The 20,157-nt window shown below is 59.6% G+C and carries 15 protein-coding genes; 9 read left to right on the top strand and 6 right to left on the bottom strand.

Annotation, left to right across the window (positions count from 1 at the left end; translation table 11 throughout):
• The first annotated feature begins 48 nt into the window (after positions 1-48).
• Positions 49-1,803, top strand: coding sequence for a gamma-glutamyltransferase (gene ggt / locus AB1E34_RS08975; RefSeq protein ID WP_372572002.1), 1,755 nt, complete (start codon positions 49-51; stop codon positions 1,801-1,803).
• A gap of 2 nt (positions 1,804-1,805) precedes the next feature.
• On the opposite strand, the gene AB1E34_RS08970 is transcribed toward ggt, so the two are convergent.
• Positions 1,806-2,624 (bottom strand): sulfotransferase family protein, encoded by an 819-nt coding sequence (locus tag AB1E34_RS08970; RefSeq protein WP_372572001.1) that lies wholly within the window; start codon positions 2,622-2,624, stop codon positions 1,806-1,808.
• Between the two features lie 142 nt (positions 2,625-2,766).
• On the opposite strand from AB1E34_RS08970, the gene AB1E34_RS08965 reads away from it, so the two are divergent.
• A complete protein-coding gene (locus AB1E34_RS08965; protein WP_372572000.1) occupies positions 2,767-4,344 on the top strand; it encodes a DUF5928 domain-containing protein in 1,578 nt (525 codons plus the stop codon).
• Between the two features lie 5 nt (positions 4,345-4,349).
• On the opposite strand, the gene AB1E34_RS08960 is transcribed toward AB1E34_RS08965, so the two are convergent.
• Positions 4,350-4,994, bottom strand: coding sequence for a DUF1523 family protein (locus AB1E34_RS08960; protein ID WP_372571999.1), 645 nt, complete (start codon positions 4,992-4,994; stop codon positions 4,350-4,352).
• 9 nt (positions 4,995-5,003) lie between these two features.
• The gene (locus AB1E34_RS08955; protein WP_372571998.1) at positions 5,004-5,270 is read right to left on the bottom strand and encodes a hypothetical protein; all 267 of its coding nucleotides are present in this window, start codon (positions 5,268-5,270) and stop codon (positions 5,004-5,006) included.
• 211 nt (positions 5,271-5,481) lie between these two features.
• On the opposite strand from AB1E34_RS08955, the gene AB1E34_RS08950 reads away from it, so the two are divergent.
• On the top strand, positions 5,482-6,957 hold the full coding sequence (locus AB1E34_RS08950; RefSeq protein WP_372571997.1) for an NAD-dependent succinate-semialdehyde dehydrogenase: 1,476 nt from the start codon (positions 5,482-5,484) through the stop codon (positions 6,955-6,957).
• Positions 6,958-6,993: 36 nt separating this feature from the next.
• On the opposite strand, the gene AB1E34_RS08945 is transcribed toward AB1E34_RS08950, so the two are convergent.
• Genes AB1E34_RS08945 through AB1E34_RS08935 form a run of 3 tightly spaced genes read right to left on the bottom strand, consistent with a single transcriptional unit; the run spans position 6,994 to position 13,272 of the window.
• Positions 6,994-9,912 (bottom strand): NHLP bacteriocin export ABC transporter permease/ATPase subunit, encoded by a 2,919-nt coding sequence (locus AB1E34_RS08945; RefSeq protein WP_372571996.1) that lies wholly within the window; start codon positions 9,910-9,912, stop codon positions 6,994-6,996.
• Positions 9,893-12,034 (bottom strand): NHLP family bacteriocin export ABC transporter peptidase/permease/ATPase subunit, encoded by a 2,142-nt coding sequence (locus AB1E34_RS08940; protein WP_372571995.1) that lies wholly within the window; start codon positions 12,032-12,034, stop codon positions 9,893-9,895. The genes AB1E34_RS08945 and AB1E34_RS08940 overlap by 20 nt, the downstream gene beginning before the upstream one ends.
• Positions 12,031-13,272, bottom strand: a complete 1,242-nt coding sequence (locus tag AB1E34_RS08935; protein ID WP_372571994.1) for an NHLP bacteriocin system secretion protein — start codon at positions 13,270-13,272, stop codon at positions 12,031-12,033. Before AB1E34_RS08935 ends, AB1E34_RS08940 begins: the two co-directional genes overlap by 4 nt.
• A gap of 364 nt (positions 13,273-13,636) precedes the next feature.
• On the opposite strand from AB1E34_RS08935, the gene AB1E34_RS08930 reads away from it, so the two are divergent.
• The 6 genes from AB1E34_RS08930 to AB1E34_RS08905 all read left to right on the top strand — a co-directional run bounded on the left by AB1E34_RS08930 (position 13,637) and on the right by AB1E34_RS08905 (position 19,976).
• A complete protein-coding gene (locus tag AB1E34_RS08930; RefSeq protein WP_372571993.1) occupies positions 13,637-13,972 on the top strand; it encodes a nitrile hydratase subunit alpha in 336 nt (111 codons plus the stop codon).
• A 290-nt stretch (positions 13,973-14,262) separates the two neighbouring features.
• Entirely contained in the window at positions 14,263-14,613 is a 351-nt protein-coding gene (locus AB1E34_RS08925) for a hypothetical protein (RefSeq protein WP_372571992.1), read from the top strand.
• Between the two features lie 85 nt (positions 14,614-14,698).
• Positions 14,699-15,049 carry a hypothetical protein gene (locus tag AB1E34_RS08920; RefSeq protein ID WP_372571991.1) on the top strand — a complete coding sequence of 117 codons (351 nt, stop codon included), beginning with the start codon at positions 14,699-14,701 and terminating at the stop codon, positions 15,047-15,049.
• A gap of 14 nt (positions 15,050-15,063) precedes the next feature.
• Positions 15,064-15,399 carry a hypothetical protein gene (locus AB1E34_RS08915; protein ID WP_372571990.1) on the top strand — a complete coding sequence of 112 codons (336 nt, stop codon included), beginning with the start codon at positions 15,064-15,066 and terminating at the stop codon, positions 15,397-15,399.
• 106 nt (positions 15,400-15,505) lie between these two features.
• Positions 15,506-18,781 carry a type 2 lanthipeptide synthetase LanM family protein gene (locus AB1E34_RS08910; protein WP_372571989.1) on the top strand — a complete coding sequence of 1,092 codons (3,276 nt, stop codon included), beginning with the start codon at positions 15,506-15,508 and terminating at the stop codon, positions 18,779-18,781.
• A gap of 22 nt (positions 18,782-18,803) precedes the next feature.
• Positions 18,804-19,976, top strand: a complete 1,173-nt coding sequence (locus AB1E34_RS08905) for a quinone oxidoreductase family protein (protein WP_372571988.1) — start codon at positions 18,804-18,806, stop codon at positions 19,974-19,976.
• Positions 19,977-20,157 lie beyond the last annotated feature (181 nt).

The raw sequence follows: 20,157 nt of genomic DNA, 5'->3' as shown, positions 1-20,157 counted from the left end.
TCATGCCACCCCGCAACCTCCGGTGGCTCATCCGCGCAGGAGAACACCATGATGCACCGATATTCGTTGATCGCCGCAATGGCCCCCGGACTTGCCCTGGCCACCGCGCTGCAGGCGCAAGACCCCGCACCCGAAGTTGGGTATGGTTGGGAGGAAAAGCACTCGGTCGAGGGGCAGGAATTCATGGTCGCCGCCGCCAATCCGCTGGCGGTGCAGGCAGGCTATGACGTGCTGGCTGCGGGCGGCACCGCCGTCGATGCGATGATCGCGGTGCAACTGATGCTGAATCTGGTCGAGCCGCAATCCTCTGGCATCGGGGGTGGGGCGTTCATGCTCTATTGGGATGCCTCCACCGGGTTGCTGACCACATTCGATGCGCGCGAAACCGCGCCTGCCGCCGCCACGCCAGAGAGATTCCTGGACGAGAATGGTGAGAAAGTGCCGTTCAAACAGGCGATCTCAGGCGGGCAGGCGGTGGGCGTGCCGGGTATCCTGCGGCTGATGGAGGTCAGCCACAACCTCTATGGCAAACTGCCCTGGGCCGATCTGTTCCAAGCCACTATCGAAACCGCCGAGGCCGGTTTCGAAGTATCGCCGCGCATGGCAAACTCGCTGCAAAGCACAATCGATTTCGAAATGCCGCTGGATGTGCATCCGGGCGCAGATGTCTATTTCTTTGATGAGGCGGGGGCGCCTCTGACCGAGGGCACGTTGCTGAAAAACCCCGAATTTGCCGAGACCTTGCGCATTCTCGCCGCTGAGGGCGCAGATGCGTTCTATAGCGGCCCCATCGCCGAGGATATCGTGGCCGCCGTTGCCGGGACCTCGACAGTGGAAAACAACATCACCCTTCAGGACATGGCAGATTACCGGGTCAAGATCCGCCCGGCGGTCTGTGCGCCCTACCGGGCCTATGATGTCTGCGGGATGGGTCCGCCCACCTCGGGGGGACTGACGGTTGGGCAAATCTTGGGCATCCTCGACAAGTTCGACATCAAGGATATGGGCTGGTCGCCGGAATTCGTGCATCTCTATGCCGAAGCCGCCAAGCTCGCCTATGCCGATCGTGGGCTGTACATGGCCGATAGCGACTATGTCGATGTTCCGGTCAAGGGGCTGCTGGATCCGGCCTATTTGGCCGAACGTGCCAAGCTGATTGACCAGATCAACGCCAGCGAAAAGCGTGAGGCTGGCAATCCGCCCTATCAGGAAAGCGCGCTGAATCTGGCGCCCTCCAAGAATCCGGGCCGCCCCGGCACCAGCCATATCGTGATCCGCGACGCCTATGGCAACGCGCTGTCGATGACGACGACGATCGAGACATTCTTTGGCAGCCGGGTCTTTGCGCGCGGCTTTCTGCTGAACAACCAGCTAACCGATTTCGACCGCGCGCCAAAAGATGGCGACCGGCTGGTGGCGAACCGGGTCGAAGGCGGCAAGCGCCCGCGCAGCTCGATGGCCCCGACAATCGTAATGAAGGATGGCGCGCCTTACCTGCTGGTCGGCTCACCCGGAGGCAGCCGGATCATCAACTATGTGGCCAAGACGATCATCGCGATCCTCGACTGGGACATGGATCCGCAGGACGCCATCGAGACCGGGCATTTCGTGCATCGCAACACCGGCGCTGTTGACCTGGAAGAGGGCACAAGCGCGGCGGGCTTTTCCGAGGCGCTTGGCGGCAAGGGTCATGAGGTGAACCCGCGCGACCTCAACAGTGGGCTGCACGCGATCCTTATCAAGGATGGCAAACTGATCGGTGCCGCCGATCCGCGCCGTGAAGGTGTCGCGATGGGGCGCTAAAGCTACCCGCCCAGCTTGGCGTGCACCTCGTCCAGATCGATCTCTCCGGTCGGCATCTTGTTGGTCGGGTTTTCGAAGTCGTATTTGAACAGATCGAAATCGCGCTTGTAGATTTCATAGACCATATGCATCGACAGGTCGTCGAAGTAGTCCTCGACCGGATGCTGTCGCTTGGGCCCATGCCCTTCGGATTCGTTGAATCGCGGCACCGTCGCCAGATCGACCGGATGCGGAGTGTCGATCGCATCGACAACCTGCTGCATGCCGTCATTGAAGGCCTCGGTCCAGAAGATATGATCGTATTGCCCGCCATTGCTGATGAAGGTCGAGACATGGCCTGACATAGCCGACCAGTGAATGTCCGGGTCCATAGGGCGGCGCCAGCGGATGGTATCACGGGCGAATAGCAGAAAGCGGCGAAAGCTCGCGATCTGATCGAAGTCCTGCTTGCCGTCTTCGCCGCCCACCTCGACCCCGTATTTGTAGACCAGCATCGGCACCATGTTGCCGCGATAGCGGCTGCCATTGCGCTGGATGCCGCAGATTTTGTCGAAGAATGAGCTCAGAATCCGGGTATAGGGGTTGCGCACGCAGGTGAACGCATAAGATTTGTGGGTCTGCACGTTTTGGGTGATCGGTTGCTGACTCGCTTCCAAAGCCCATTTGTGCAGGCCGGATTGCGCATCATGGATATCGCCGTCGAAAAACTGCCCGTGATCGGAAAAATACATGATCTGACCGATGGTCGAACAGGCGCATTTCGGCACCACGCGATAGACCACGCTTTCGCTTTCAGTCATCCAGGTTCCTGGAAAGCCCATCTGCCTTGCCTCCTGTCCCCGCTTCGTCATAATTGACCGCAGGCGTCTTGACCTTAAAACAAGCAAAAATATTCCGTTTGTTCAATCGGTGTTAGCGGCGAATGGGTAAATGGCGGGCAGAAACAGGGACTGATCGATAAAAATGGCAAAAATCGCCTATATCCTTCTCTGTCACAAGGACCCCGACGCGATCATCCTGCAGGCCGAGCGCCTGACAGCGGTGGGCGACTACATGTCGATCCATTTCGACGCCCGCGCCAAACCCGAGCATTTTAGGAAGATCCACAAGGTTCTGCACGACAATCCGAATGTCACCTTCGCCCGCAAGCGCATCAAATGCGGTTGGGGGGAATGGTCGCTGGTGCAGGCCTCGCTCAACGCCATCGAAGCTGCGGTCGAGGCATTCCCCGATGCCACGCATTTCTACATGCTCTCGGGCGATTGCATGGCGATCAAGACGGCGGAATATGCCCATGAGTTTCTGGATGACACTGACAAGGACTTCGTTGAAAGCGTCGATTTCTTCGACAGCTACTGGATCAAGACCGGCATGCGGGAAGAGCGGCTGATCTATCGCCACTACTTCAACGAGCGCAAGCACAAGAACCTGTTCTATGCATCGTTCAATCTGCAAAAGAAACTTGGCCTGACACGAGAGATACCCGGCGACCTCCAGATGATGATCGGTAGCCAATGGTGGTGCCTGAGGCGACGCACCATCGAGGCGATCCTGGAGTTCACCCGCACGCGCCGCGACGTGATGCGGTTCTTTCGCACCACCTGGATCCCGGATGAAACCTTTTTCCAGACGCTGGTCCGCCACCTGATCCCCGAGGAAGAGATCGACAGCCGCACGCTTACCTTTCTGATGTTCTCCGATTACGGCATGCCGGTCAGCTTTTACAACGATCACTATGACCTGCTGCTGAGCCAGGATTTCCTGTTTGCGCGCAAGATCAGCCCCGAGGCGAAAGAGCTGAAGATCCGTCTTGGCCGGCTTTATGCCACGCGTGGGGTCGATTTCCAGATTTCGAACGAGGGGCGCAGCCTTTACAAATTCCTGACCGGGCGCGGCCGCATCGGGCGCCGCTTCGCGACACGCTTCTGGGAAACCGAAAGCTCGCTGGGTCGTGAGCGTGAGTTGATGATCGTGGTCTGCAAGAAGTGGCATGTGGCCAAGCGCCTGCTGGAACAGATCCGCCAGGTCACCAATCTGCCTGCAATTGACTATCTGTTCGACGAGGAGGCCACACCGCTGCCCGATCTGGGCGGCATTCAGGCCACGCTTGGCAAGCGCACCCGCCACCGTCGCGCACTGATGCGGATGCTGTTTGAGTACTTCGACAGCGACCGGCTGGTGATCTGCATGGATCCATCGAATATCGACCTGCTGAACGATTTTTATTCCGACCGCTCAAAGACCCGCATTCTGGAAATCGAATGTCAGTTCAGCGACGACTACCTGATCGGCCATGCCCGCCGGGTTGGTCTGGCCGGGGAGCGCACGTCGAAAGCCACGCTTGAGCGGCTGCTGCCCACGATCCGCAACGACCTGACCTATGAGGCCGACCGGATTCGCGACGCGGGTTTCGAGAAATACGGCCGCATTCACCAGAGTGCCGACCCGGAAGACAACGCTGAAAAGCTCGCCGCGTTCCTGTCGATTTCAACAGAGCAAGGCCAGCAGATCGCGTCCACCGACCATCTCTACGCCGATTGAGCTATCTACTTGGCGTTTGAACCGCCCAGCCAGCGCCTCAGCCGCCCCTGTTTCTCGGCGATGGCGTCACCGGTGGCGTAAAGGCTGTCTTCGACATTCTCCAGCATCGGATCGATCCGGCGCTGGCGGAAGCGGCGCCAGCGGACATAAAGCGCCCAGAGTAGGGCAAAGAACACTGTCAGGAAGATGATATTGAACCAGTTGACGACCTTGTAGTCGGGCCCGTCAACCGCCTTGATCTTCACCGCGTTGGGGAAGATCGACAGGAATTCGCTGCGCCAGCCATAGTGCCGCATCAGCGCCCATCTGGGGGCGTCGGCAGTCGATTTCATATCCGCCGCTTCGGCCTGCAGGTTTGAGGAATGGACCTTGAAATAGGGCGGCCAGCCCCAGCCGGTATCCTCGTTGCGATAGACCATGACCTTTCCGTTGGCCTTGCGGGTCTGGATGAAGAACACGTCCCGGTTCGGCGTTGTCGTGTCGTTGCCGACATCAGCGCGCGACCAGAACAGGCTGTTTTCGCCCGGATCGATGCGTTTTTCGTAGGTATCGGTGATCCGCACTACGTCGTATTGCGGCAGCGTATAGTTCAGCACTGCGGCAATTGTGCCCCAGAAGAGAATGATGAATGCCCATTTGACATAGACCATGGCGGGTCCTCACATGAAATTCGTTACGTAGATCAGCACTGCGATCAGTCCGAGCGGCACCACATAGACCCCAAGGATCAGCTTGCGGCGGAATGAGGCATCATACTTCTTCAGACCCCGGTTGATAAAGGCATCCCGGTTCCCCGTCATGCCCTTGTCCCGCCACCGCGCCTCGAGCTTGTCGCGCCGCACACGCCGGGAATAGAGCGACACGCAGACATAGACAACCGTCAGAACGACGAGCAGCGGGATCAGGAATCTCAGCGCCGCGATCAACCGGGCGTCTCCTTGGTAAGCTTCAGGTTTGTCAGAGAATGTTGCAAATGGACCCGGTGGTGAAAAGGGGAAAGCGGTCGGACCGAATGTCGCGAGCCCTGATCTGGATCGCTCGGCAGGCGAAACTGGCCCTTTCGCGCGGACGCAGGCTCAACTAGCGTTGGGTCAACGATCCGGATAGCCGGATTTCGACAACTTTCGGAGACCTGAAATGCTCGACGCAACCACTGACCTGAAATCGATGCTGAAAGACCCCTCACTGCTGGTCACGCAAGCCTATATCAACGGGCAATGGGTGGATGGCGAGAATGGTACATTCGCGGTCACCAATCCGGCGCGTGGCGACGTGGTTGCCGAGGTTGCCGATTTGAGCCGCGCACAAGTGGCCGAAGCGATCGCCGCCGCGGAGTCTGCGCAGAAAGATTGGGCGAGCCTGACTGGCAAGGAACGCGCGGTGATCCTGCGCCGCTGGTTCGATTTGATGATGGAAAACGCTGACGATCTGGGCAAAATCCTGAGCGCCGAACAGGGCAAACCCCTGGCCGAGGCGGTGGGCGAGATCGGCTATGGCGCCTCCTTCATCGAGTTCTTCGGCGAACAGGCAAAGCGAATCTACGGCGAGACGATCCCGGGCCACCAACGCGACAAACGGATCATGGTGCTGAAACAACCCATCGGCGTCGCAGCGTCTATCACGCCATGGAACTTTCCCAATGCGATGATCACCCGCAAGGCGGGACCGGCACTGGCGGCGGGCTGTTCCTTTGTGGCGCGTCCGGCTTCGGAAACCCCGCTTTCGGCGCTTGTAATGGGGGTTTTGGCGGAACGGGCGGGTATTCCTGCAGGGGTGCTGAACGTGGTGCCGTCCTCCTCGGCCAGCGATGTCGGCAAGGAGTTCTGTGAAAACCCGGTCGTGCGCAAGCTGACCTTCACCGGGTCCACCGAAGTGGGACGTATCCTGCTGCGGCAGGCTGCGGATCAGGTGATGAAATGCTCGATGGAACTGGGCGGCAACGCGCCGTTCATCGTCTTTGACGATGCAGATCTGGATGCCGCCGTGGAAGGGGCAATGCTGAGCAAGTTCCGCAATAACGGCCAGACCTGCGTCTGTGCTAACCGCATCTATGTCCAGGCTGGCGTTTATGATGCCTTTGCCGCCAAGCTGACAGCCGCTGTTGAGGCGCTTAAAGTGGGCGACGGTCTGACCGAAGGCGTCACCACCGGGCCGCTGATCAGCGATGCGGCCGTGGCCAAGGTGCAGGAACACCTCGAAGATGTGACCGCCCATGGCGGGAAGGTACTGACCGGCGGCAAATCCCACGCTCTGGGCGGGACGTTTTTTGAGCCCACCGTTGTCACCGGCGTGACGCAGGACATGAAAGTCGCGCAGGAGGAAACCTTTGGTCCCCTCGCACCGCTCTTCAAATTCGAGGACGAAGATGAGGTCATCGCCATGGCCAATGACACGATCTTCGGCCTCGCCTCGTATTTCTATGCCAAGGATCTGAGCCGGGTCTACAAGGTGGCCGAGGCGCTGGAATATGGCATTGTCGGCGTCAATACCGGCATCATCTCGACCGAGGTCGGTCCCTTTGGCGGCGTCAAGCAATCGGGTCTGGGCCGCGAGGGTAGCCATCACGGGATTGAGGATTATCTTGAGATGAAATACATCTGCCTGTCGGTCTGACGGGGTCGGGCGCGCCGGATGGGCGCGCCTTCTTGTTCAATACTCGAATTGCTGGCGCTCAACGAAGCGGGCGAAATGGTCACCCTTTGCGATCAATTCATCCGCCGTCCCCGCTTCGACGATCTTGCCCGCCTCCATGACAAAAATCCTGTCCGCATCCTTGACCGTGGACAGGCGGTGGGCGATCACGATGCGGGTCATCTCGATCCCTGACAGCGAATCCGCGACCGTCGCCTGAGTGGCGTTGTCGAGCGAACTTGTCGCTTCGTCCATGAACATGATCCGGGGGGTGCCCGCAAGCGCGCGCGCCAGCATCAGTCGTTGCTTTTCGCCGCCCGACAAGGTGCTGCCGTCATTGACCACCGTATGCATCTGCATCGGCATGTCGCGGATGGTCTGATCCAGCCCGACCTTTGCTGCCGCCTCCCAGGCCTGTTCCAGCGTCAGTGGACGTGACCCGGCGATGTTCTCAAGGATCGTGCCACCCAGAATCTGATTTTCCTGCAGAACCACGGCGAATTGGCGGCGCAGCGCGGCAATGTCGAGCCGCGACAGATCCTTGCCGTCATAGAGGATGCTGCCATTCTGCGGCTGCTCAAAGCCAAGCAGCAGGCGCAGCAGTGTGGATTTGCCGGACCCCGACGCGCCGACAATGGCCACGAACTGCCCCGGCTGAATGTCCAGCGAGATGTCGTCGAGCACCGGCGGCCCGTCAGCCTCATAGCCAAAGGACAGGCGGTTCACCTCAATCCGGCCGGTTAGCTTGCCCGGCGGTTGTTCGCCGCTGGGCTTTTCCGGCGCGGTGTCCAGAATGGGCTTTATCCGCTCATACTGGATCAGTGCGATCAGGCCCAGCGGCACGCTGTTAAGCAACCCGGTGATGCCCACCATGAAACTGCCATAAGCGGCTGCAAAGGCTACAAAATTACCAGCGTTGGGCGGCGCGTCGAAGATGAACTCGATCACCGCAAAAAACACCACGGTCGACAGAAGCGGGATCACCGTGTTGAAAGTGCGCAACAGGTTCTCGACCCGACGCGAGTTGTAATAGTGCTTTCGCTGTTCGTTGTGATGCGAGATCAGTCTGGCGGTCACGCGGTCCTCGGCCCCGGCGATGCGCAGCTTGCGTATCCCGGTCAGCGCCTGGTTTGAAAACCCGGCCAGCGCCTCTTGCGCCGCGATATAGCCGCGCAGATGCTTCAGCTTGATCAGGTTGGTGACAACCGCCACCAGTAGCGTCAGCGCCGTCAGGATCAGTGCCGCCAGCGTCAGCCAGCCGCCATAATAGATCATCACGATCAGGTTCAGCAGCGAGAAGATCGCGCCAAGCGCCGACATGGCGATCCCGCGCGACAGAACCGTACGAATCTGTGACAGTCCCAGCGCCCGCAAGGTCAGGTTCGCGGAATTGAACCGCCGGAAGAAGCCGGAGGGCATCCGCAGCAATCGATGCCAGACCGCCGATTGTGCCTGGGATTCAAACAGCGTTTCGATCCTCAAAAGTGACGTGGCTTGCAGGAATTGAAACAACGCCGTCACGATCGCGACCGAGATCAGCACCGTTGCCACCTCCATCACCAGCCCGGTTTCTGCATGCGGGATCGCTACATTGATCAGCGTCGCCATCAGCGAAGGTGTCAGCAGGCTGATCAGCCCGCCGATGATACCGAAGACAAGCAGCGCAACCACATCGCGCAGACTGCCGCGCAGGCCGGTTCTGAACAGGTCGCGAAACCCGACCTTTTCCTGCAACAGTGTCGGGTAGACAGTGTGAGCCCGGTCGATCAACGTCTCGGCAAGCGCCGCGTCTACCTTTCGGGTCTCGCCGGTCCGCGGGTCATAAGCCATTGCCCCGCTGCGTTTTGGCGACCAGATGGCCAGGGGATGGCCCTCGGCGGTGCGCACGATCAGGGGAAGGCTTTTGCCTTTCCACCAGCCATCGGTCAGCTGAATCTCGCGGCTGGACAGGTTGGTATCTCCCAGCAGCGCATAAAGCGGCCGGGGACCCTCATCGTTCATGGGTTTGGCCGCGGTTTCCGATGGGTCAACCTTCAGCACGCCTGCGAGGAAATCGACGACCTTCGCAAGATCACTTTGGGTTGGGGAGGGGCGGGCAACGGACCGTGTCCGCTGGCTGACCTCGACCGCATCGGCAAAGGACCGGCTCAGCAACTCGGCATCCTGTGCGCTGCGCCGGTCCTGTTGCGCACGGGCGCGGGTTTCAAGGCGCGCGATATTCGCGGCAAAGCCCTGCATCGCATGACTTTGAAACAGCCGCAAACCGGGTTGGATGTCGCGCATCAGGTCCAGTTCGGAACTACGCTTCACCGTGAGCTGAGCCGGTTTCGGGGCTGAAAGCCAGCTGTGTTCCGCAAGTGGGAACCACGCCTCGCCCGGCTGGATTTCAGTTATGTTGCAGACCGTTGTGGGCGTGTCCGCTTGTACCCAGGCGACGTCCTTTGCCCCTGTATAACACTCAGACGGTTCGATAAGACCTGTGGTGACCGGCCCCCGAAACACGGGCTTCTGATTGTGATCGGCCACCAATGCCGCGTCGAGATTGGCGATCCAGCGCTCTACCGGCACTCGTAGATCGGCCGCCAGGGCGGGAGCGGCAAAAAGCCTTTGGGTCGAGATCCGGAACAGCCGCGTGTGTACATTGCCATTCAGGATCAGCCCAAGCCGACGCTCGCCGTCGTCGATCTGACCGCCCAGCAGAATATCCCCCGCCGAGGCGGAAAACAAATGCTGGCGCATCCCTTCGGGCTGGTCCTGCTCGGTCAGATGCGTCGCAAAAATATCGGCCGATCCTTCGGCGACAAACCAGCAGGTCGCCGGGTCCCGCAGGACGATCGGGCCTGTGCCATAGGCGGCAAGCTCTTGCCCCTCTGCCACAATCGCATCGCGGAGACGGTCACGCTCCAGTACCGCCATGTCAGTATTTGACGAGGTCATGGAACTGCCCTCCTGCTTGCATCAGGGATTTGAAATTGCCGCGCTCGACCACCTTGCCCTGATCGAGCACGAGGATTTCTTCGGAATCGCGGATCGTCGACAGGCGATGGGCGATGATCAGGCAGGTGCAGCCGCGCTTGCGGATGTTCTCGTCGATCTTCTGTTCCACCAGCGCATCCAGCGAGCTTGTCGCCTCGTCCAGGATCAGAATGCTGGGGTCCTGCGCCAACGTGCGGGCAATCTCGAACCGCTGGGCCTCGCCGCCGCTCAGGTCGCGCCCGCCTTCCAACAGGCGACTCTGATAGCCCCCGGGGCGGCGGATGATGATGTCATGGATTTCCGCATCCTTCGCGGCCTGAATTACCGATTCCATCGAAATCGCATCGTTCCAGAGGGTCAGGTTGTCATAGATCGTCCCCTCGAACAGGTTCGGCTCTTGTGCGACCCAGCCAATCGAACTGTCCCGCAATCCCGGCGGTATCTGGTCCCGCCGCAACCCGTCATAGAGGATTTCACCCGAGGCCGGATGATAAAGCCCGGCTACCATCTGCCCGATGGTTGATTTGCCACTGCCGGTCGACCCCACCAGCGCCACCCGCGTGCCTGGCTGGATCGTCAGGTTCAGATCCTCGACCAGAAGCGGGCCAGAGGGCGTGTAGCGGAAACTGACATCGCGCAGTTCCACATGACCTGTCAGTTTGGCGGCGTCTTCGGGCTTTGCCTGCGCGGGCGAGACGAAATCGTCGGCCACATCATGCTCCAGGATATCATTCACCCGGGTCAGCGAAGCGCCGACGCTCTGGAATTGGCTGATGAACTGCACCAGCCCCTCGAAGGGACGCGAAAACGCGGTCATCAGCGCCAGAAAGGCGACCAGCCCGCCGACCGTAAGCTGCCCCTCGACGATGCGGAAACTACCGACACCAAGGATGATTGCCGTAGTCAGCGACGCCGCGACGCTGGGCAATATGCCGATGACATTCATCATCCGGCCCAGCTGCTGCTCGGAATTGATCATGCGGGCATGGGTGCCCGACCAGCGGGAAAACACCTGATCCTCGCTGGCGCTGGCCTTGATCGTGTCGATCGAGCGTGTGGTGAACACGCCCACACCCATTAGCAGCGCATTCTCGATCTCAAGCTTGAGGTTGACGTTGCGCAGCACATGTTTGGCTTGCAGGCAGCCGATGGTCACCGCCACGTTTATCGCAACACCAATCGCCGTCAGGACTGGGTCATAACTCACCATGACCGCGGCAAAGAAGATCACCGTCAGAAAATTCGCGACATTGCGGCTGAGCTGGGTGCCCAGCATCTGCGCGATGGAGTCATTCGCCATCATCCGCGCCACCAGATCACCCGGGCTGCGCTGCGCAAAGAAGCGGATCGGCAGTTTCATCAGCCGCGATTGAAAAAAGGCCGCGCCGGTCAGCGACATCTTATTCTCGATCTGCATCAGCGACCATTCCTGCAGCCAGGTCATCAGCGCATAGGCGATCAACGCGATGATCATGGAAAACAGCAGCGGGCGCAGAACGTCAGTCGCGCCCTGTATCAAGACGGTGTCGATGAAAATCTTGGAAAACGCCGGAATGGCCAGTCCCGGCACGATCAGCAGCAGGCTGACCAGCACCAGCATCACAAGCCCCGATTTGACCTGGGCCAGCCGCGAGACCATGTCGGAAAAGGCGCTTTTGCGTTTGCCGGTGCGCTCGAACGCCTCGGACGGTTCAAAGGTCAACGCAAGCCCGGTGAAGCCGTCGCTGAACGCATCAAGCGTGATCGTGCGCGGGCCGGTTTCGGGGTCATTGATATAGACGCAGTTGCGCCCGAATCCCTCGACCACCATGAAATGCCGGAATTCCCAAAACACGATGAACGGTGCTTTCAGCTCGGCCACCTTTTCAAGGTTGAGCCGGAAACCCTTGGCGATCAGCCCGTGCTCACGCGCCGCGCGCACCACGTCGGCGGCGTTGCAGCCATCGCGCGAGACATTACAGGCCACCCGCAATTCATCCAGTGGCACCCATTTGCCGAAATGCTCCAGCATGATCCCCAGCGAGGCCGCGCCGCATTCGACGGCCTCCATCTGGATGACGGTGGGGGTTCTGACCCGGCTCATTGCACACCTACCCAGCTTTTCAGGGTTGGCAGCAGCAGGGTAATCGGGGCCTGTTCACGCACGATCACCGAAACGCTCGCCAGCGTACCGGCGGTCAGTTCGGCATCAGTGCCGTTGGCAGAGGTCCAGATCAGATCGCCCCGAGCGTCCCGGTCCATCGAGATACGCACCAGCAGCGGTGCGCCTTCCTGAACAAACTGGTTGACCAGGTTCTGGTTCTGCAGGATCGCCATTAGCGCGTCCGACGAAAGCGGAAATTTGGACACGTCCTGAACCGTCCCCAGAAGCGTGCCGTATTCCTCCTGCTGGTACGTCGTGGGCGACACACGCACGGTCATGCCAGGCGTGACCAGCTTTGCCTGGTTCGCGCTGATAAAGGCCAGTGTTTCCAGTTCCGCGTTGGGCTGGATGATCGACATGATCGGTCGCCCCGCATCCAGATAGGCCCCCTGCGCCACCACGATGGGCGAGACCTCGCCTGAGGCCGGCGCATAGATCGTTTCGGTCTGCGCGACGGCATCCTCAAGCTCACGCACCTGTACGTTCAGTTCGGACTGCCGACGTTCCAGATCCAGCATGCGCTGACGCCACGATGTCACGCGTTCCTCTCGGTTGAGATCGAGCTGTGCGATGTCGTTATTGACGCTTTCGATTTCCTGCCGCGCCTGAAAATACTGGCTGCGCATCTCGTCAACTGAGGCGACATTGGTCATGCCGCGTTCAAGCAGCTTTTCGTTGCCGGTCAGGCGGCTCTCGAAGGCCTCGACCATCTCTTGGGTCTGTTCAAGCTTTCTGTTCATCGCGACGCGTTGCAGGCCTTGCAGCCGGTCGAACTCCTCAAGCTCCGACTCCATCATGGCTTTGTTATCCGCGACGGATTGCGCCGCCTCCTGCGCCAGCAGACGGGTTTGTTCCAGTCGCCCGACAAGTGTAGGGTTGGACACCGTTCCAAGAACGTCGCCTGCCTCAACAACATCGCCCTGTCCGGCTTCCAGCCGGGTGAGCGTGCCATCGCCAAGAGCCACGACCTCGGTCACCTCGGCGTCCTGATAGACGACAAAGGCGGGACCGATGACGCGTGTCTGGATTGTTCCGCCAACGCCCCAGGTTACAAGCGCGCCAAACCCGAGCAGCAGAACAGCGAGCAAGACCCAGCTCATCGGAGAGGTTACCGCCACGGCAACTTTCAACTCTTCCGGGGTTGAGAGTTTCTTGAGGGCTTTCTCACGGAACTGCATATCTCACCTCGTCCGGCTATTATAGTTCGGGGCGTGTCGCGAAATTGGGGCCGCAAAATCTTCATTAACAGATGTGAAATAGTCGAATGCGATTCAACCGAATGGGAACTCCACAATGCTCTTGCGGAAATTCTCCCAGTGAGATGCGTGTGCGCACAACTTGCTGTTATTAAATAATATTATCGCTTCATATTGCTATATCTATCTGCGTATTCATTCAGGCTGAAGCAATATTAAAAATTCTTCACGATGGTAACAATTATTCTCAATTATTACCCCCTATATAGTATCGCGAGATGTGTAATGCCTGTCAAAGAACGGTGCACGTCTTTTGAACTATCTTTGTATATGGGAGGAAAGCGGCGTGAATAATACAGAGGCGCAAAAAAACAAAAATGGGATGGAGCTCTTGAACAAGCTGCAGGCTGACCCGGGATTTGTAGGTTTCTGCGAATCAAATCCTAAAGAGGCACTTCAGGAATTTGGAATAGATGTGCCCAATGGCGTCGAATTGAAAGTCGTGAAAGACACTGATGACGTGAAATATCTGCACATTCCCCAAGCGCCGGCCGAGGGTGAGATTGGAGATTCTGATTTGATGAACGCACAAGGTGGTACGACAATGGGTTGTTTTTCGGCCGTCGTCAGCATTTACTACACGGTTGTTTCCATCGTTGGGGGCACTGGAACTTTTGACTAGGGTATAGGCCTTTGCGTTATACGAGCAGGTATCCCGGATGTGGATGCCCGCTCGTATGACTTTGTTTGAACAGCATATTTATTGCATGAGGCATTTCAGACTTGAGGCAATCTGCCCTCATTTCAGAAATTAACGGTTATTAATTCTTACTACACACACAGAAAACACAGCGTACTTATCTCATTTTTGCAGACGGAGGAAATCACAATTGCCAGTTGGCGTGAGATTTCCAGAACCATCCCGATGCAAAAAAATGAAGCAGTCACAGTTCAATTGGAGGAAAGAACGCCATGACCAAGTCCAAAGAATTCTATCAGGAAAAGCTCGCAGCCCTTTATGACCGTGCCTGGAACGACGAGTCGTTCAGCGCACGTCTGGATACCGACGCAAAGGCTGCTGTCGAGGAATATGTGGGCGAAATGCCCGCGAATGTGGATGTGAAAGTAGTCCGTGACACGGGCAACGTGAAGTATCTGCATATCCCGAACCCACCGGTCGAGCGTGAGATCCCCGATGCGGATCTGATGCAGGCGCGCGGCGGCACGTTCTGGAACTGCGCCACCGTGATCGGCGATCCGCAACTCACCGTTATCGGAACCAGCGTTGTACCGCAGCCGACTGTGCCCAACGGCGACTTCTAAGCCGCACAGCCGCTACGGGTCCGGGCGACGGATGGTCACTCGGGCCCGCAAATATCTCAAGCTATTTGATAAAACGGAGGGTCCCATGACCTATGATCAGAAAGTTTCGAACCCCGCGACCGCTGCCTTTCTGGACCGTGTTTGGACCGATGAAGCCTTTGCGGCGCGTCTGGATCGTGATCCCAAATCCGCCATGGCGGAGTATTTCGGTGAGATGCCCGAGGGCCTTGAAGTAAGAGTCGTGCGGGACACCCCGGATGTGAAACATCTCCATATTCCAGCGGCACCGGTTGAGGGTGAGATTGACGAAAGCGACCTGATGGGCGCGCAGGGTGGCACCACCAATAACTGCATGACCATTCAGTCCTGCATTGGGCTTACCTGCCCGTTCCCGATAACCGTGACGGTCCAGCTACCCGGGGCGGTCGACCCTTGAGACATCCCGGTCACATGAAAGAGAATATGATGGACAGCCTTGATCAAGCCAACGGAAATGCGCTCGCGGCGCTTTATGACCGGGTATGGACGGATGACGCGTTTGCGGCCCTGCTGGATCGTGATCCCAAAGCAGCGGTCGAACATATCTACGGGGCACTGCCCGAGGATATCGAAGTGCGTGTGGTGCGCGATACTGCAGACACCAAATACCTGCACATACCGGCCGCTCCGGTCGACCCTGAGTTGTCCGACGCCGATTTGATCGGCGCCCAGGGCGGGAGCACCTGGGTGTGCGTCGGTACGCTCGTGACTGCGGCTTCCGCGATCTCGATCGAAATCACTGTCTGAACCTAGACCATGCCTGCCGTGCCAACCGGTTTCAGCAGGCCAACCCCACCCCCTCAGAAATCGAGGCCCGATCTCCTGAACCCATTCGAACAGAAAGAGAAAGCCAATGACCCTTCTTGAAAACAGCAATGACATCACCGGAAATGCCAGCAAAGTTGTAGCGCAGGACCGTTTCAGCCATGCCGAATTGCAGGCGCTGGCCGCAAGCGCATCCTCGCTCGATGAACGTTTGCAGGACCGCAGCGCTTTTGCCCCGGTCGCAGACAAGGCCGCGCGCGCCGAGAAGGTGTTCGCGGATTGGACGCATACGGTGTCCGGCGGCGACGCTCAGGTGTTCGAGAATGTGTGCAAGGCGCGCGGCGTTGACAGTAGGACGGATGTTGCACTGTTCGGGCCCGTAGGTGGAACCGGGCGGGACCTGCCTGCGTGGGCAGCGACCTTCGAATGGGTGTTTGATACGCTGTCCCTCGCGCCCCAGGCGCAGGATGTCGCGCGTCTGGCCAACGATCCCAAGCGGCCCTTCGAAGAGCTGTTCTATGCGCTTGTCAGTGAGGTGCGCCGCCGTCGCGACGCCCGGGTGGACCCGGATATGATGGGTTCCTTCACGACTGAAGGGCTGGACCACCTGGATCGCTCGCTGCTGCAGCCGCTGACCGATATCTGCGTGCGCGCCCTGAATGACCGGTTTGCGCTGAGCGTGCAGACCCAGGGCTATGGCGGCGGTCTGGCCGCCATGCTGGGCGGCGACGCCTTGCTGGACAAGGTGCCTGGGTTTGTGGCCTCGTTCCGGGCCACGGGGTTGAAACAGTTCTTCGTGGAACGTCCCGTTCTGGCCCGTTTGATCGCAACGCTTGTCGAGCAGTGGCAGGTCGTGACGGTCGAGTTCATCGAAAGGTTGCATGCCGACCGGTTGACTCGCATCGTTGATCTGACCGGCGACGCTGACCTTGGCCGGGTGGCAGAGATTGGCGCAAGCCTGTCGGACCTGCACAATGAGGGCCGCTCCGTTTATCAGGTGACCTTCGAAAGCGGCACCAAGGTGGGTTACAAGCCGAAATCGCTCGATATCGACGCGGCCTGGGCCTCTCTGATCGACTGGCTTGATGCCAATGGTGCGCCGGCCTCGGCCGGTACGCCCGATGTGGCTGCATGCGGCGATTATGGCTGGGTCGAATGGGTTGCTCCGAAGGATTGCGAAACTGCTGATGAGGCAGCGGAGTTCTTCCGCCGCTCCGGCGCGACGCTCTGCCTGATCCGGGCGCTTCAGGGCAATGATTTCCATTTCGAGAACATCATCGCGCAGGGGCCGGTCCCGGTTCCCGTTGATCTGGAAACCATCATGGTCGCCCGGATCAAGGACGACCAAGAGATTGAGCCCGAAGCCGAGGCCATGGTCGCGGCTTATCGCAGCCTTGAGGACTCGGTGTTTACCAGCGGCTATCTGCCGGGCTGGACCTCGGTTCCCGGTGGCGCAGCTGTGCTGATGGGGGGGTTGGACGCCCATGAAACCCTCGCGTCACGCGCGGGCGGTTCGGAAGAGTTGAAAGCGCTCGGCAATGTGCCCAACCTGAATGGCGTTCCCTTGCAGGTGAATGACTATGGCCCGGAATTGCTGGCCGGATATGAGGCGATGTTTGCCTATTTGCAGCGGCATGGCACGGTTATCGCCGCCGACGGGGGGCCGCTTGATGTCTTTGAGGGTCTTCGGTTCCGGTCTGTGCTGCGCGCCACCCGGCTCTACGGTTTTCTGCAGCATCGCGCCCTTGGTCGCCAGTCCGTCGTCGATGGCGCGGCGTGGAGCCAGAATTTCGACTTCCTCTACCGCTCTTCGGTGACGCGCGATGGGGCAGGGCCGCTGGCTGCTGTCTGCCACTATGAAACCACCTGTATGGCGGGCTATAACGTTCCCTTCTTCGAGGGAACAACCGACAGCACCGATCTGATCTGCGGCGATGGCACCGTGGTGCCGGACTTTTTCCGCATGCCCTGCCTTAGGGAAATTCGCGAACGCCTTGCCGACATGGCCGATGACCTGCTGGAGTTTGATCTCATGGTCATCCGTCAGGCGCTCAGCTCGACCGAGTTGGACCCAAACGCCACCGGCACCGCACGCACCCCTAATGCCGACATCGCGCCGGTGACAACAGACCAGCTGATTGCTGCGGCGCAGACGATTGCCGGTCGCGTGGAAAAGTCGGCGATCCGCAAAAGCCGCAGCCAGACCTGGATGTGCCTCGCCCCGGTGACGGCGGATGAACGCGCGCTGCAATTGCAACCGCTCGGCAATACCTTCCTGACCGGTACCATCGGGATCGCGATGCTCGAAGCTGCGCTCTACCGCGTCACCGGTGAAGAGAAGCACCGCGTCGAGGCGATGGCCATTCTGGACACCACCCGACATGCGGTCGAGAACATCGATACCCTGCGTGTCATGGCCAAGCTTGCCCCGCTGGGCCTCGCGTCGGGCATCGGTGGCGTGATCTACGGTCTGGTAACACTGGCGGATATGCTGGACGAACCCTCGCTGCTGGAGGCCGCAAAGGTCTTTGCAAGCCTGCTGGACGAAGAGCGCCTGAAGGCCGAGGAGGACTCCAGCCTGTCGAGCGGTGTCGCCGGTGCGCTGGTGGGTCTGATCGCATTGTATGAAAAAGCCCCCGCCGATCGCTATCGCGACCTTATCGCGGCAGGCGCGGCTGCGCTGATTGATGCGCGCAAGGAGGTGCCCTTTGGTGGCAAGGCCTGGCGCGACCGGACCTGGCGGGTGTCACAGGTCGGGCTGATGCATGGCGCAAGCGGTATCGCTCTGGCGCTGCACCGCGCGGGCAACCTGCTGGAGGATAGTGCTCTGCACGCCGCAGCGCAGGAGGCTGTCGCCTTCGAAAGCGCGCTGCTGGATCGCTACGGCTACTGGCCGGACCTGCGTGATCTCACCACCCTTAAGGAGGACACGACGACCAAGCCCGCGCTGGATTATGCCAATGGCGCAGCTGGTATCGGACTGGCACGCCTGTCGATGGGGGACGAGCTCGCCGGAGCCGATGAGGGGCGGGCCGTCACCATGCTGGACGCGGCGCCGATGGAGGCCACCGATAGTGTCTTCAGTGGTCAGTTCGGCAGGCTCGCCTTCCAGGCCGAGATGGCCCGCACAACCGACGCGCCGGGTCTCGCGACCAAGCTGGGCCGCGAAACGGCGACCGTTCTGCAACAGGCAGACGCGGCGGGCAGCTTTGCTTGGCGCAATGGCTCCGATGGTCAGAACCCGACCCTGTTCGCGGGCTCGGCCGGCGTCGGCCTGGCGCTGCTGCGCATGGCACGCCCGGATCTGGTGCCCAACATCTGGGCGTTTGAAACCGGGTCAACCAACGCGGCCAACGCCACCTGAATTCTGAGAAAAGGAGACTGATATGAAACAGCTTTGCATTATCGGCCAGGACTATTCCGGCACCAACATCGTTCCCGGTAGCGAGAGCAGCTTTACCCTCGAAGGCGTCCCGCTGCGGTTCGGCATCATCGAAACCGACGATATTGGCTTCGATGCGGATGCATCGGAGAATGCCGACCGGGTCTATTTCCGTGTCACCGCGTTTTCCTGCAACTACCGCGACCGCGCCTTTGCGTTGCGGATGAAAGAGCCGAAATTCAGCAAGAGTTACTTTGTACTCGGTTCGGACTTCGTGGGCGAAGTCATTGCGGTGGGCCGCAATGTCACGCGGTTCAAGCCCGGTGACCGGGTGATTGCGGACGGAGCCTACCCGTCTTCAGGTGTCGAAGGCGTGATGCCCGGCATCCCGACCAACCAGGGCTCGCGCGAGCTGCAAATCCTGCATCAGTGCAAACTGATCCGGATCCCCGACAGCATGTCGGATGCAGTGGCGGGTGGTTTCTCGATCGGGGGTCAGACGGCCTATAGCATGGTGCGGCGTCTGAACCTGCAGCCCGGCGATAACGTGTTGGTGACGGGGGCCAAATCCAACACCTCGCTCTACGCGATCTCGGCGCTGCAGAACTATGGCGTCAACACCTATGCGATCTCCAGGTCGCAGAAACATGCGGACAAGCTGAAAGCGCTGGGGGTTGATCGGCTGATCACCGTTGATCCATCGCAGAAGGGCTGGTCGCTGTCCGGTGATCTGGCGCAATGCGTGATGGAGATTGGCGGCTTCGACGCGATGGTCGACCCGTTTTCGGATGTCTATCTGGCCGAGATTCCGAACATCCTCGCCATTGGAGGGCGCCACATCACTTGCGGCGTGGTCGATCAGCACTCGCACCTTCTGGGGCAGGAGCCAATCGTCGATCCCGTCGATGCCTCGCGCCTGATGGGCATGGTTCTGGCGCGCAACATCTCGATCATCGGCAACTGCCTGGGTCAAACCAGCGATCTGCAAGACGCGATCGATGACTATGCCGGCGGCAAACTGGACGTACCGGTCTATGCTCATCTCGGGGTGCAGGAGACCGGCCGGTTTTTCGAGAAGACCTATCTCGACATGGACCGGTTCGGCAAAGTGGTGCTCGACTATAACAAAGACGCTGCAACAGCCAGTGGCAAGATGGCAGCTTTGGCCACCGCCTGACCGCCAACATTTGTCAGGCAGGCCCAACAGGCCGCCACATCTGGAAGGATGTGGCGGCCTTTTCACATCTTCGGACCCGGGTGATTTACCTGCGAATATGGCCTGAAAGGCCCGGTGACATCGCCGGAAAGAGTGTCGGCCGGGGCTTCGCTCGCCGGATCCATTGACGGCAATCCGCTCA

It is taken from the genome of Ruegeria jejuensis (assembly GCF_041537905.1).
Classification (GTDB): domain Bacteria; phylum Pseudomonadota; class Alphaproteobacteria; order Rhodobacterales; family Rhodobacteraceae; genus Ruegeria_C.
The sequence above is the reverse complement of the archived record's forward strand: the minus strand, read 5'-3'. Positions and strand labels throughout refer to the sequence as shown.